General features: G+C 56.7%; 14 protein-coding genes. 6 read left to right on the top strand and 8 right to left on the bottom strand.

The genetic code is table 11. From position 1 onward, the window contains the following. Positions 1-27: 27 nt before the first annotated feature. From ACXAEW_RS17845 to thrS, 5 genes are all read right to left on the bottom strand, one after another. A complete protein-coding gene (locus ACXAEW_RS17845; protein WP_474942616.1) occupies positions 28-594 on the bottom strand; it encodes a DoxX family membrane protein in 567 nt (188 codons plus the stop codon). Then, positions 591-1,376: an HvfC/BufC family peptide modification chaperone gene (locus ACXAEW_RS17840; protein ID WP_474942615.1), complete on the bottom strand. Its 786-nt coding sequence runs from the start codon at positions 1,374-1,376 to the stop codon at positions 591-593. The genes ACXAEW_RS17845 and ACXAEW_RS17840 overlap by 4 nt, the downstream gene beginning before the upstream one ends. Continuing rightward, positions 1,373-2,239, bottom strand: a complete 867-nt coding sequence (bufB, locus tag ACXAEW_RS17835) for an MNIO family bufferin maturase (RefSeq protein ID WP_474942614.1) — start codon at positions 2,237-2,239, stop codon at positions 1,373-1,375. Before bufB ends, ACXAEW_RS17840 begins: the two co-directional genes overlap by 4 nt. A 105-nt stretch (positions 2,240-2,344) precedes the next feature. Beyond that, entirely contained in the window at positions 2,345-2,650 is a 306-nt protein-coding gene (locus ACXAEW_RS17830) for a BufA1 family periplasmic bufferin-type metallophore (protein WP_474942613.1), read from the bottom strand. Positions 2,651-2,870: 220 nt separating this feature from the next. Then, positions 2,871-4,802 carry a threonine--tRNA ligase gene (thrS, locus tag ACXAEW_RS17825; RefSeq protein WP_474942612.1) on the bottom strand — a complete coding sequence of 644 codons (1,932 nt, stop codon included), beginning with the start codon at positions 4,800-4,802 and terminating at the stop codon, positions 2,871-2,873. A 315-nt stretch (positions 4,803-5,117) separates the two neighbouring features. Between thrS and ACXAEW_RS17820 the strand changes: the two genes are divergently transcribed. Beyond that, the gene (locus ACXAEW_RS17820) at positions 5,118-6,176 is read left to right on the top strand and encodes a hypothetical protein (RefSeq protein WP_474942611.1); all 1,059 of its coding nucleotides are present in this window, start codon (positions 5,118-5,120) and stop codon (positions 6,174-6,176) included. A gap of 69 nt (positions 6,177-6,245) precedes the next feature. On the opposite strand, the gene ACXAEW_RS17815 is transcribed toward ACXAEW_RS17820, so the two are convergent. Beyond that, positions 6,246-7,004: an ArsR/SmtB family transcription factor gene (locus ACXAEW_RS17815; RefSeq protein WP_474942609.1), complete on the bottom strand. Its 759-nt coding sequence runs from the start codon at positions 7,002-7,004 to the stop codon at positions 6,246-6,248. 136 nt (positions 7,005-7,140) lie between these two features. Here ACXAEW_RS17815 and ACXAEW_RS17810 point away from each other — a divergent pair, with 136 nt between their 5' ends. The 4 genes from ACXAEW_RS17810 to ACXAEW_RS17795 all read left to right on the top strand — a co-directional run bounded on the left by ACXAEW_RS17810 (position 7,141) and on the right by ACXAEW_RS17795 (position 9,888). Then, positions 7,141-7,893 (top strand): alpha/beta fold hydrolase, encoded by a 753-nt coding sequence (locus tag ACXAEW_RS17810; protein WP_474942608.1) that lies wholly within the window; start codon positions 7,141-7,143, stop codon positions 7,891-7,893. Then, positions 7,890-8,483 (top strand): histidine phosphatase family protein, encoded by a 594-nt coding sequence (locus ACXAEW_RS17805; RefSeq protein WP_474942607.1) that lies wholly within the window; start codon positions 7,890-7,892, stop codon positions 8,481-8,483. The genes ACXAEW_RS17810 and ACXAEW_RS17805 overlap by 4 nt, the downstream gene beginning before the upstream one ends. 141 nt (positions 8,484-8,624) lie before the next feature. After that, entirely contained in the window at positions 8,625-9,050 is a 426-nt protein-coding gene (locus tag ACXAEW_RS17800; protein WP_474942606.1) for a VOC family protein, read from the top strand. A 127-nt stretch (positions 9,051-9,177) separates the two neighbouring features. Next, positions 9,178-9,888 carry an alpha/beta fold hydrolase gene (locus tag ACXAEW_RS17795; protein WP_474942605.1) on the top strand — a complete coding sequence of 237 codons (711 nt, stop codon included), beginning with the start codon at positions 9,178-9,180 and terminating at the stop codon, positions 9,886-9,888. A gap of 87 nt (positions 9,889-9,975) precedes the next feature. Here ACXAEW_RS17795 and ACXAEW_RS17790 read toward each other — a convergent pair whose 3' ends face one another. Both ACXAEW_RS17790 and phaZ read right to left on the bottom strand, forming a co-directional pair. Continuing rightward, positions 9,976-10,563, bottom strand: coding sequence for a DUF6151 family protein (locus ACXAEW_RS17790; protein WP_474942604.1), 588 nt, complete (start codon positions 10,561-10,563; stop codon positions 9,976-9,978). A gap of 46 nt (positions 10,564-10,609) precedes the next feature. Further along, on the bottom strand, positions 10,610-11,881 hold the full coding sequence (gene phaZ / locus ACXAEW_RS17785) for a polyhydroxyalkanoate depolymerase (protein ID WP_474942603.1): 1,272 nt from the start codon (positions 11,879-11,881) through the stop codon (positions 10,610-10,612). 138 nt (positions 11,882-12,019) lie between these two features. On the opposite strand from phaZ, the gene ACXAEW_RS17780 reads away from it, so the two are divergent. After that, entirely contained in the window at positions 12,020-13,816 is a 1,797-nt protein-coding gene (locus ACXAEW_RS17780; RefSeq protein ID WP_474942602.1) for a PHA/PHB synthase family protein, read from the top strand. Positions 13,817-13,969: the final 153 nt, after the last annotated feature.

Genomic DNA, 13,969 nt, shown 5'->3' with positions numbered 1-13,969 from the left:
TTTCAGATGTAACTGGTCCGTGCGCGATTAAGCCATGGCCGGGGCGGTCAGTTGCTTGCGCAACAGCGTGTCCAGCGACAGAATGCCTGCACCTTTGAACACCAGGATCAGCAGGACAAAGCACCAGAACAGACGTTGGTCCAGGATCACGCCATCGGGCAGGCGGTCAAACATAACGCCCAGAGTTTTGGTGTCGGTGGCATTGTGGCCATAAACATCAGTCAGCGACTGAACCACGACAAAGCCGATCATGCCAACAGCGGCCAGGCGGGTCAGCAAGCCCAGAACAATCAGCAGCGGCAGGACAAATTCAGCATAGGTGCCTGCCATGACCACGGCCCATTCAAAGATGCCGAATTGGGAGACGTCATAGCCTGCGGCTTCAAGTTTCTTGGGGAAAATTTGGCTGTAGGCGCCGATGGAGGGCGAAAAAAGCCCCCAAATTCCGTCCCCCAATTTGGTGAGGCCGGAGTTCCAGTAGTAAAGTAGCAGCGTCGATGCAAAGACCAGGCGGGCCAGCAGTGGGGTCAGTTGGTCGCCAATCTTTTCGACCCAACCGGTGAGCGTGTCGTGAAGGGAGATGAGGGACGTCATTGTTCGTCTTTCCTATGCAATTCCGTGAGTGCGCCACCCTGCAAAAGCAGGGCAAGCGTGGTGGAGAGGTCGAAATTCTCGCTATCCTGACAGGCGACCTCAAAAGCCTGTCCAAACGTCTCGCCCCCCATCAGGGCAGAGATCCATGCCGCGCCACCCTGCAAAAGCGCCTGGGGCATCGGGTCGTATTCCGGGCGCATTACCAACACATCCTGGGCGGTGGCTTGCGGCTTTGGCGCGTCGGCTTCCATGTTGAAACGCCAGATGTCAAAAATCGGCCAAGGGGAGCGCAGCAGGTGAACCGTGGGGGCAAATGTCACGCGGGTCTCCATCAGCGCATCAGGTGCCAGTGCTCCCAGGGCGGCGGTATCGATCGGTGTCACATCGGCCGCATGGTAGGAGTGGCGCATCATCTGTTCCAGCCGCGCCACATCTGGCAGATACCCAAGGTGGGAAAGCTGCTCCATCCCTGCCAGGAAAGCGGGAAACGCGTCACCGTAGAACATCATCAACGGTGATTTCGGCGGGTGGGCGCGCAGGAAGATCCCTGCAAGCCCTTTCATGTTCTCCTCCCCCAAAAGCCGGGTCACGACCGGAAAAGCCTGCATCAGCGCTTCGGTCAGGGAGACCGCGACATTGTTGCGATAGACGTTGAACCGGCGTCCGGCAGGGCGGTTCTGGCTGTCGCGCAGACCGATTGGATTGGCGATATTTGCGTCCATCATCGCGCGGGTGAATTCAGCCTGATCGACCGCAGCAGAGGGGAGAGAGCCTGTGGTCATTGGGCCACCTCGGATGACACACGGGCCAGCGCGGTTGCAGCGCGCGCGGCCTCGGCTTCCAGCGTGGGCCAGTCGGGGACGTCGTTGTCCCATTCGATCAAAGTGGGCAGAGGGCCGGATTGCGCCAGAGCATAATCCAGAAGCGCCCAGACCGGATCCACAACTTCGCGTCCGTGGCTGTCGATCAGCAGCGGATGTCCATGGTCGTCTTCGTCCTCGTCATGGCCGCCAAGGTGGATTTCCCCCACCAGATCGAGCGGATAGGCGTCGATGTACCCCTGCGGGCTGAAATCCAGATTGATTGCAGACACAAAGACGTTGTTCACATCCAACAGGAGGCCGCAGCCCGTGCGGCGGGCGACTTCTTTCAGAAACGCAGGTTCGGACCAGGTGCTTTCGGAAAAGGCCAGATAGCTTGATGGGTTTTCCAGCAGCATCTTGCGCCCGAGAAGGTCCTGCACCTGATTGATGTGATCGCAGACCCGTGCAAGCGTTGCGTCCGTATAGGGCAGCGGCAGCAGGTCATTGTAAAACGCGCTCTCATGGGTGGACCAGGCGAGATGTTCGGAGAATGACGCAGGGTTCAGCCAGTCCACCAGATGTTTAAGGCGGGACAGATGGTTCCTGTCCAAGGCACTTTCGCCGCCGATGGAGAGGCCAACCCCGTGGACGGAGATCGGAAAATGCTCGGCCAGATGGCGTAGCTGTGCAATTGGGCGGCCACCATCGCCCATGTAGTTTTCGGCGTGTATCTCAAGCCAGCCGACCGCGCCCGCATGAGAGATAATGTCGTTGAAATGTTGGGGTTTGTAACCAACACCCGGTTTCAGTGGCAGATGGGTGAATGTGGGTTTATCCAGCATTGCTGTGCTCCGTTCTGCGCGTTTCCTGGTTACCGAACAACAAGGGGCGGAGGCGGGATGCTCCGCCCCTTTTGTGACCTTACATCAAAGTCATTAAGGCGAGGCTTATGCCGGCAGGTCGCGATCCAGAGCTTCCAGCGAGCCTTTACGCGCGGTGCCGTCTGCCAGCGCAGGCAGTTCGATGGAGGCGCAGGTGCCTGCATCAACCAGAGTCCATGCGTTGCCTTGGTAATCAACGGTGGAGGTGCCTGCGCAGGTTGTGCCGGGGCCTGCGGCGCAGTCGTTCTGGCCTGCAAGGGACACGCCATAGCACTTCTCTTTGGATTGCGCGGAGGCTGCACCAGTCAGAGCGGTGGTCATAGCTGCTGCAACGGCGCCAGCAACGGCAAAGGTTTTTGCGGTGTTCGACATCTCATTATTCCTTTCGGTTACACATGCGGTGTCGTCGTGATGACACTAAAAACCTAACCCCAAGTATAAGCTGGGGAAAGTCACGAGGCTGTTAGTAACGACTGCGTCACTGACTGTTACGAAAAAGCGCCGATTGCAGGCCAAAACCCGCCGTTTGATCCGGGTGACACAAAAAAACGGCCCGTCGCCGGGCCGTTCAAATGGATTTCGTGAGCAAATGTTACAGAAGGTCTGGCGGGGTTGCTTCGACCTTCAGGGCATTTGTTACATCCGCGAGGCTTTCAACCGAAGTCTGTTTCTGACCCAGTCGGCGGACAGACACGGTGCGCTCTTCTACCTCGCGATGCCCAACGGCCAGAATGACCGGAACCTTGCTGAGCGAATGTTCGCGGACCTTATAGTTGATCTTCTCGTTGCGGATGTCGGCTTCGGCCTGGATGCCTTCTTTGCGCAGGGTCTCGACCACTTCGGCCACATAGTCATCGGCGTCTGATGTGATGGAGGCCACAACCACCTGACGCGGTGCGAGCCAGAACGGCAGCTTGCCTTCCCAGTTCTCGATCAAGATGCCGGTGAACCGTTCGAGCGAGCCAAAGAGCGCGCGGTGCAGCATGACCGGGGCCTGCTTTTCACCGGATTGGGTCACATAAGTCGAGCCAAAGCGTTCCGGCAGGTTGTAGTCCACCTGCAGGGTGCCGCATTGCCAGTCGCGGCCAATGGCGTCACGCAGAACATATTCCAGCTTGGGCCCGTAAAACGCGCCTTCGCCTTCAAAGATGGTGTACTTCATGCCCGCCCGATCCAGCGCGGTTTTCAACGCGCCTTCCGACAGGTCCCAGCTCTCGTCGCTACCAATCCGGTTTTCAGGCCGGGTCGACAGTTTGACATGGACGTCTTCAAAGCCAAAATCCTTGTAGATCGAAAGGATCAGGTCGTTCACCTTCAGACATTCATCGGTCAGCTGTTCTGGGGTACAATAGATATGCGCATCGTCCTGGGTAAAGCTGCGCACGCGCAACAGACCATGCAGCGCGCCAGATGGTTCATAGCGGTGAACCTTGCCGAACTCGGCGATCTTGATCGGCAATTCGCGATAGCTGCGCAGCGTATGATTATAGATCATCATATGGCCTGGGCAGTTCATCGGCTTTAGCGCATAGTCGCGTTCATCATGGGTTTTGGCCAGGAACATGTTTTCCATGTAATTGAACCAGTGGCCCGAGGTTTCCCACAGAGCGCGGTCCATGATGTCAGGTGTGTTGACCTCCTGATAGCCCGCAGCTTCCTGACGGCGGCGCATATAGGCAATGAGGTTCTGAAACACACGCCAGCCGGCCGGGTGCCAGAAGACAGAACCCGGTGCGTGCTCTTCAAAATGGAACAGATCCATTTCGCGGCCCAGCTTGCGGTGGTCGCGTTTGGCTGCCTCTTCCAGCATGGTCAGATGCGCTTTGAGCTTTTCCTTGCCGGTGAAGGCGACCCCATAGATCCGCTGCAGCATCTGACGATCGCTGTCCCCGCGCCAATAGGCACCCGCAACGGACATCAGTTTGAACGCATCGCCCGGAACCTGACCTGTGTGCTGCAGGTGCGGGCCGCGGCAGAGATCCTGCCAGTCGCCGTGCCAGTACATCCGCAGGGGCTCATCGCCAGGAATGCTTTCGATCAATTCGACCTTATAGGGTTCGTTGTTGTCGGTATAATGCTGGATCGCGCGGGCACGCTCCCAGACCTCGGTCCGGACTTCATCACGTTTGTTGATGATTTCCTTCATCTTCTTTTCGATGGTGCCGAGGTCTTCCGGGGTGAAGGGCTCTGCGCGGTCAAAGTCGTAATACCAGCCGTTGTCGATCACCGGGCCGATCGTGACCTTAGTGTCGGGCCAGATTTCCTGCACGGCGCGCGCCATGATATGGGCGAGGTCGTGGCGGATCAGCTCGTTTGCCTGTTCCTCGTCCTTCATGGTGTGGATGGCGATGGAGGCATCCGCATTGATCGGCCACTGGAGGTCCCAGTGCTGGCCATCAACGGTGGCCGAGATTGCTTTTTTGCCGAGAGAGCTTGAGATGTCAGATGCGACCTGTGCAGGGGTTACGCCTGCGTCATAGGACCGTGCATTGCCATCAGGAAAAGTGAGAGAGATTTGGGCCATTGTCGTGGCACTCCTCGTCGGTTTGGCGCCCACTGAACGCCCGGTTGCGGGTTATGGTGTACGGTCTTCCTGCCCAATGGAGCCTGTGAGGTCAAGCCCTTGATGTGTAAGCGAGGATGCCTGCCTGATCCCTGTGGTTTTGGGGTTTCGCATTGGGGGGCAGTCGCGTGCGATCAAAAGACGGTATCACGGGCAGACCATGGACGAGGTGCGCGTGTATTTTTAAATAAAAAAACTACCAAAAATTGTATTTATGAGGCACTGTTGGAGGGGCGAGTGGAGTATTTTATCGAATTGTCGTTCTGGAGGAGCGAGATGACAACAGATCCATTGTGGACATTTGAAGATGGCGAAACGTTTCAGGCCGCGCGCAATTTTCATGACATGTCCAAAGACACGCTGACGGATCCCTGTGCCCATCGGGGGGACGCGGCAGACGCATTACACGAGAGCATTGTTGATATACATCGTATGTCCCGGGTGGAGTATGCCCAGAATATCCGCAAGGTGGGACGCAATGTTTTTCCATTGATTATTGCCCGTGATACCGCGCCCGAAGGCGACCCCCAGGATTTGGGACGGCAAGGGTTGGGCGGGATCTATACGCTCTATCTGGCCAATGGCGAAAGCCGGACCATCCAGCCAACCCCCGCTGGGTATGAGCGGTTGAAATGTCTGAGCCATATTCCGTTGGGGCTGTTCAATATTCTCAGCCCGCATTTCCTGGACCCCGCGGCGCGGCTATGGATGCCCAAGGTTCAGGCTATGGCCGCTAAGATTGCTGAGGCGTTGCGTCGGCTTGAAGCGGCGCCATTTGATGCGCGTGAACTGAAGATTACCACCAATATCCTGAAACGCAGCGATGGCTATGTGAACAGGCTTCTGTCGGATCAGAAAGTCACGCGGGAAGGGTTTGAGGTCTATGCCGCCTCGATCCGGGCCAGTATTCGCGATGCGATGGATTATGCGGCCGAATTGCAGATGGACACCTGTATGGAGGCGTTGGGCCGATGGCGGGACGAGCTGGGACCCGAGGAATGGCGCAAGCTGCATGTGGTGGTGACAACGATCTGGCCCGTATCAGAACACAGTCCGCGCTGGCAGCTGTTCCGCACGCTCATGGATCCTGAAACGGTTGAAACACATCTGATTGTCGGGGAGGGGATCAAGACCAACGAGGAGGCACGCGATCTTTTGGGGCGCATTGTGGCGGACCGGCTTGCCTCGCGCCTGATCATTGGGATCGAGGATGAGCGCGGGCGCAGGATGACCCAATGTCTGAGTTCACGTACCGATGTGGTGGCCGACAGTGCCTATCGTGCGCTCCAGCGCCAATGCCCGATGGCGGGGGCTGCGCATACCAAGGCGGGCTAACCAAAGCGGACCACCTTTGCGTTCAGCACACCGCCCGCGCTACGGGCGGTGTGTTTGTTTCGGATTTGCTTAGCGGTCGATTTTGATGGGTGTCCCGGTCTCCAGCCAGGACTTCAGTGAGGCCACATAGCGGGGCCAGCCCTCGGCAACAGCCGCATGCACGGACGGGATCTCGTAGTGCTCGCAGGTCAGCTTGCAGGTGTCGCCCTCGGCGCTGATCAGAAAGACAGAGCGGCTGATGTTGGTGCCGTTCTCTTTGGTGGTTGTCTCAAAGGTCAGTTCCAGCCGTGACTTGGGCGTGATGCTCAGCACTTTTTGGGTCAGCATGGTAGAACCGTCTTTGCGTTTAGAGAGCATAACATCGCCGGGGGCGGTTGTGTCGCCTTCGACCCGGTCACAATCAAAGTGGTGGAGCGCAACCTGATCCGCACGGGTCAGCGCCTCCCACAGCGCGTCCTGAGTGCAACGGATAACGGTCTGGTGGACAAAGTCAGGTTTGGTCGTGTCAAGCATTTCGGTTTCTCCTTCCAGGTGGGTTTTCAAATCAATGAGGCCGCGGGCAAGCGGCTTGGCGAGCAGCGGTTCGATCCAGCGATCGATGACTTCCTGCAGGGGCACTGCGTTGAGGTAATGATATTTGAAGCGTCCCTGCTTTTTGGACAGGACCAGCCCTGCGTCCTCAAGAAGACCCAAGTGTTTCATCACGCCAAACCGTGTCATGTCGAACTGGCTTTCCAGCTCGCTGAGGCTTTGTCCGTCCTTGGTACGCAGACTGTCCAGGATGGCACGGCGCGCCGGGTCGTTGAGGGCTTTGAAGATCTTGTCCATAAAATTTTTATATGTGATTATTTAGTCACGTGTCAATATGGTCACCTTTTAAGATTGCCAGACTGCGTCCCGCGTGTTTGCGAATCCGCTGAAACATGGCATCCCCGAGTGGCGTTCAAAGTGAAGGAGAGCTGCCATGACGGATGTGAACGGAGCCGAGTATCTGGAAACCCAACACGGGCGGCGGATTGCCTATCACAAGACCGACGGAACAGGCCCGATGGTGGTGTTTCTGGGCGGGCTGAAATCCGACATGGAGGGCACAAAGGCTGTCCATCTGGAAGCTTGGGCCAAGGCGCAGGGACGAGCTTTCTTGCGGTTTGATTATTCTGGCCACGGCATCAGTTCTGAGAAATACGAGGACACCTGTATCGGTGACTGGCATCAGGACACGCTGGCCGTGATTGATCACCTGACAGAAGAGGAGATCGTGCCGGTGGGCTCGTCCATGGGGGGCTGGCAGGCGTTGCTATTGGCCAAGGCCCGGCCAGAGCGGATCAAGGGTCTGGTGACAATTGCGGCCGCGCCGGACTTTACTGAGGACGGTTGGTGGCAAAGCTTTACCGACGCCCAGAAAGCCGAGCTGGAAGAAAAAGGCGTGGTCTATCTGCCGTCGGATTACATGGAACCCTATGTTGTAACCAAACGGATGATCGACGACGGGCGCCTGCATCTGGTCTTGCGCGATGGGTTGGATTTGCCGTTCCCGGTGCGCTGTCTGCAAGGGACCGCGGATACGGCCGTCAGCACAGAGACTGCTCTGAAACTGTTGGATCACGCGTCCTGTGACGACATGCGGCTGACGCTGGTCAAAGGGGCAGATCACCGGTTTTCTGACGAGGCCTGCCTGAAGCTGATTGAAAATGCCGTAGACGAGGTTTTTCTATGAGCCGCAGGTTATTGTTTGTCACCCATGGTGAGGTGGACATCGACCCGGACGTGCCGATCACTGACTGGGGGTTGAGCGCTGTGGGACGCGCCCGGCATGAGGTGTTTTCGACCAGCCAATATGTGCAAGGGGTCGCGCACGTGTTTTCCAGCGCTGAAAAGAAAGCACGCGACGGGGCAGAGATCCTGTGCGCCCATCTTGGGGTGCCACATCAGGCCGTTGAAGCGCTCCATGAAAACGACCGCTCGGCCACGGGTTATTTACCAAGGGACGAGTTTGAGCGCACGGCGGACGCATTTTTTGCCAATCCCGAAGCGAGCATTCGCGGTTGGGAGCGTGCAATCGACGCGCAAACGCGGGTGACTTCAGCCCTGCGCGAGATTGCAGAGAATGTTCCCGATGGGGATATCGCAATTATTGCGCATGGCGGTGTCGGGGCGCTTACGCTGTGTGATGTAATGGGGGTGCCGATTGACCGGAAACACGACCAGCCGGGCAGCGGCGGTGGCAATGTGTTTGCGATCAACTTGCCCGACTGGTCTTTGTTGCACGGGTGGTGCGCAATCGAGGCTGTGGACCCTTCCCAGTAGGCGTGCCTGATTGATAGGCGTTGTTTGGTGGGTAGGCGACACATGCTGTAAATTTCAGCTTCGCCTATGGGTTGTTTCTGACCGTCCGGCTATATCTTAGTTATCGTGCGGTATGTTTGAATAAGCGGGTGGGGCGACACAATGGAACAAAGGGTCAGTCTGATCACATTGGGGGTCAAGGATCTGGAAAGAGCTACGGCATTTTATCGGGCGCTGGGCTGGGTCGAGGTCGAAAGCCCGGATGGAATTGTGGCCTTTGATCTTTTGTCCCAGACCCTTGGCCTTTATCCGATTGACGCCTTGGCCAAGGACATGGGCGTACCCGTCGAAAATCTGGGGCAGGGGGCTGTGACCCTGTCCTATAATGCTCGCAACCGGGCGGAGGTCGACGCGGTAATGGCCGCTGCAGGCAAAGCAGGCGCTGAAATTCTGAAACAACCTCAAGAGGTTTTCTGGGGCGGATACTGCGGCTACTTTCGGGATCCCGAGGGGCATTTCTGGGAAGTTTCAATGAATCCCTTTGCTCCCTTGCGCAAGGATGGCGCTTTCTGCTGGGACGGGTATTAAAGACACGGTTTCAATCTTCTGTCATTTGCAAATCTTGTGGCTTCAATGGGAAAGCTGCAAATTGCTATGAGGTGCCCGCTGACTGGCACCAACTCCTTTGAGCAGCGTCTAAGAGATAGCAGGCGACATGATGCTGGACCTTGAACCCTTGATTCTGATCCCCGGAATGATGGCGGATGCGCGGGTTTTTGCACCGCAGCTGGCGGTGTTTTCCGGTTTTATGCCGGTGATGATCGCGCCGCCTATTGGGGGAGACACAGTTGAACAGATTGCAGCACAGATGTTGCCGCAGTTGCCACAGCGCTGTGCGCTGGTGGGACTGGGGCTGGGTGGAGGCGTGGCAATGGAGATCCTGCGCCGCAGCCCGGACCGGGTAACCCGCCTGTGTCTGATGTCGACCTCGGCGCAGCCGGAAAGCCCTGAAGCCTCATCAGAGCGGGAACCCCATATTATCGGTGCTCGAACCGGGCGTCTTCCCGAAGCCGTGCGCAGCATTGTTGCGCCGGATCTGCTTGCCCCGAACAGCAATCGAGCCCAACTTGCCCAGAGCCTGATGGATATGGGTATTGATCAGGGGGGAGAGCTCTTTGTCATGCAATCCCGCGCTATGCAGCGGCGTGGGGATATGCAGGGGGCCTTGCGGCGCTGTACCGGCCCGGCTTTGGTTTTGCGGGGAGAGTACGACAGGTTGCTGCCCAGGAAACGGCAGGATTTTGCGGCGACGTTGTTGCCGCGGGGCACGCTGATGGAAATCCCGCGGGCCTCACATTTTCCGACCCTTGAAAATCCGGAGGGGGTCAACCAGGCATTGGCAGAATGGCTCTCCATGCCGCTTTGAGTTCCGGGCTGTGATCCCTGCTCTGTACCCCTTGCGCTTTGGTCCCGGGGATATGCGTCCCGTGCTGCGATCCGAAATACGGCAGGGTCAGCGGGGCAGGGCGTTGCGTTCCTGTTTGGTCAGTACCTTGATCTCGGACACTGGAGCGCCGGTTTCAGCGTCAAAGAAGGGTGTCTCTTTCCACGTACCTGACAGGCGCGAAGCCCCCATTCGTTTGACCAGTGCCAGCACCATTGGCAGCGCCCCTTTGGTGCGGGGCGGTTTGCCGGGTTGCGGCATAAAGGCCTGAACGCGGATTTTGCCAAAATGGGTCGGATCCGGAAACAGGGCAGTGCAGATCCCGGCAAAGGGCAGTTTGGGTTTGGCAAGTGTATTGGCGATCGGAGTGCCACAACATCCCGCATACCAGCGCAGAATGCCACGCGGCGTAAGACGCATCACCCGCAGATGTTCGTGGCCCTTGGAGATGCAGATGCTTTCAGGAGAAATTTGCAAAAGGCGGACCGCATTGGGTGCTGGATCCGGTTGGCCGTGAAAGACTTCATTGGCCCGGCAGTCGGCACAGAAACACTCCACATGGGTGCCAGCTTTGGCCCCCTCCGCAGACAGATGACCTTGAATAGACCCGCAGGCGCAGGAGAACGCCAGCGGGTTTTGGGATGCTTCAGCCGTCATGTCTGGTCTCCGACTGTCTTATTTATGCAGGACGATCATAACCGCACTACTCGGCCGCGGTTGACTGCGCCTGATCCTTTTGCGGTTCACGGGCATTGGCGTTCATGAAGTCAATAACCAGAGGGCGGATATTGTTGCGCCAGCTGCGGCCAGCAAAAATACCGTAGTGACCCGCGTCGGGTTCCACATGGCTGGCCTTTTTGCTTTCATCCAGACCGGTACACAGATCCAGCGCCGCGATACATTGGCCGGGCGCGGAAATATCGTCATTTGCGCCTTCGACGGTCTTCACCGCAACATCGGTGATTTTGCCGATATCGACCTTATGTCCGTTTACAACAAACTCGTTCCGGGCGATTTCACGATTCTTAAAGATACGTTCCACCGTGGACAGATAGAATTCCGCGGTCATATCCATCACCGCCAGATATTCATCATAGAACCGGTTGTGCGGATCGTGATCCGATGCCTCTCCCTGCGCGACGCGGGAAATCTGATCCATGAAGGCTTTGGAATGGCGGTCCATGTTCATCGACATGAACGACGAAAGCTGCAGAAGGCCCGGATAGACCTTGCGCCCAACGCCCGGGTATTTGAAGCCGACCCGCTGGATCATCGTTTCTTCCAACTGGCCCATTGTCACTCGGCGGCCAAAGTCTGTGACATCGGTCGGTGTTGCGTCAGGATCAACCGGGCCACCGATCAGCGTCAGCGAATTGGGCTGGGCCTTGGGTTCTTGCTCCGCAAGATAGGCGGTGGCTGCAAGTGTCAGCGGCACGGGCTGGCAGACCGCGACGACGTGGATGTCAGGGCCCAAAGCACGCATGAAATCAACAAGGTAAGAGGTGTAATCCTCAACGTCGAACTTGCCTTCGGATACTGGGATATCCCGAGCATTGTGCCAGTCGGTGATATAGACTTCACAGTTTTCTATCAGACTTTTTACCGTGGACCGCAGAAGGGTTGCATAGTGGCCGGACATCGGGGCCACCAGCAGGACCCGGCGGGGCTGTTCATCCCGGCCGGAGACGCGGAAGTGGATCAGGTCGCCAAATGCACGTTCTACGACTGTGTCAATTTCGACCACGTGGTCTTTGCCGTCAGCGCAGGTGACAGTGTGAATACCCCAGTCGGGTTTCGCTATCATGCGCTGAAAGGTACGTTCTGTGACTTCGCCCCAAGCGGCCATCCATCCAAGCGCGGGGTTGGGTAAACCGGCAAAAGCAGGGTAAGATGCAAGCGAGAGGGCCGAAGCACCAAGCCATTGATTGGTATTACGTACGGTTTCCATAAGGTCGTACGCCATCATGTATCGCATTTGTGTCTCCTTAAAGGACCACAACCATAGGTAATTTACGATTGCGACATTTTCACCTTCTCATGGCGGGGTCGCTTTGTCGTAGAATACCAAAGCAAGAATTCTGCACAGCAGAAAGACTACGGGGGAAACATTAAGATGACAACTAGCGACGACATTTCCACCGGAACTTCACCAGAAGCTCTTGAACGGCTTAAAGAAAATATGACCCGTGTCGAAGGGCTTTCCAAGCGATTGGTGCAGGTTATGTCCGCCAAACCCCACCATAATCCCAGTTTGGACGGACCGAATCAAAGCCTGTTTGCACGCGCCGCAAGCGCGTATTGGTCGGAAGTGGCGATGAATCCGGCTAAGCTGATGGAACAACAGGTAGAGTTCTGGGGCAAAACTGTATTGAATTTTGCAGAAGCCCAGAAAAAAATGCTGCGTCAGGAGCCGATTGAAGGCGCAGAAGCGGATCGGCGTTTCAAAAATCCGTTGTGGGACAGTAATCCGTATTTTCATTATGTGAAGCAGCAATATCTGATTAATGCAGATGCGGTGCGCCAGGCCGTAACAGATATCGAGGATCTGGATCCGCTGGACAAGCAAAGGTTGAATTACTTTGCTGATCAGATTGTGCAAATGATGGCGCCTACCAATTTCCTGGCCACAAATCCTGACGCTCTGGAAAAGGCCCTGTCGACGGAAGGGCAATCGTTGATTGACGGGCTGGAAAACCTTGTCGCCGATCTGGAAGCCAACAATGGTGAGCTGGTGGTGCGGCTTGCGGATGAAAACGCCTTTGAGGTTGGCGGAAATATTGCCACCTCTCCGGGCAAGGTGGTCTTTCGTAACCGGATGCTGGAGCTGATCCAATACAGCCCGACCACCGAGACGGTCCACGAAACACCGATTGTGTTGTTCCCGCCCTGGATCAACAAGTTCTATATTCTGGACCTGAAGGAAAAGAACAGTCTGGTGAAATGGATCACGGACCAGGGGTTCACTTTGTTTGTGGTGTCCTGGGTCAATCCGGATGAAACCTATGCTGACGTCGGTCTCGAGGAATACGTACGGGATGGCTATTTGAAGGTGATCGACGCCGTCAAAGAGATCTGTGGCGTCAATCAGGTCAACGCTGTCGGCTATTGCATCGCTGGCACAACTTTGAACCTGACGCTGGCCTTGTTAAAGAAACGAGGAGATAGCTCGGTCAAATCCGCGACCTTCTTTACAACTCTCACCGATTTCGACGATCAGGGCGAATTCACACCGTTCCTACAGAACGACTTTGTTGACGGGATCGAGGCACAGGTGGGCGAAGACGGCATCCTGAAGTCGTGGATCATGGCGCGCACCTTTTCGTTTTTGCGCTCAAATGACCTGATCTACGGCCCGGCGATCCGAAGCTATATGATGGGGGAGGCGCCGCCAGCGTTTGACCTGTTGTATTGGAACGGGGACGGGACGAACCTTCCGGGCAAAATGGCGGTCGAGTATCTTCGTGGTCTTTGTCAGGAAAACAGATTTGTCAAAGACGGTTTCGAACTGCTGGGAGAGACAGTGCATGTCAAAGACGTGACGGTTCCGGTTTTGGCGATTACCTGTGAAAGCGACCATATTGCGCGATGGAAGGATTGTTATCGCGGCGTTCAGCAGATGGGGTCGCGCTCCAAGACATTTGTGGTGTCCCAATCCGGCCATATCGCGGGCATCGTCAACCCGCCAAGCCGGAACAAATACGGACACTATGTGAACAAAGATCTCAAAGGTGACGCGGAGAGCTGGATGGAGGGGGCAACCTTCAGTGAAGGATCCTGGTGGCCTTTGTGGGCAGAGTGGTTGAAAGGGCGTTCTGGCAAACAAGTGTCCGGGCGTGTGCCCGGCTCTGACAAATACCCGGCTCTGGACGCAGCTCCTGGGCAGAACGTCAAGGTGAAGGCCAGCCTTTAATATGGCTGTCTTAATCGGCTGATATGGATACCCTCGCAGTGTGAGCGCTGCGAGGGGGCTTGGGAGAAATCTTGCGGTGCGCAAAGCCCTCAAAGTGAGTCGCCCGGCTTGAAACGATCTGGACGTCCGATTGACGTGTTTGTGACGCAAGAA

This window comes from Epibacterium sp. ABZ3_068, from assembly GCF_056159265.1.
Note: the sequence above shows the minus strand (reverse complement) of the source record. Positions and strands in the feature narration are given on the sequence as shown.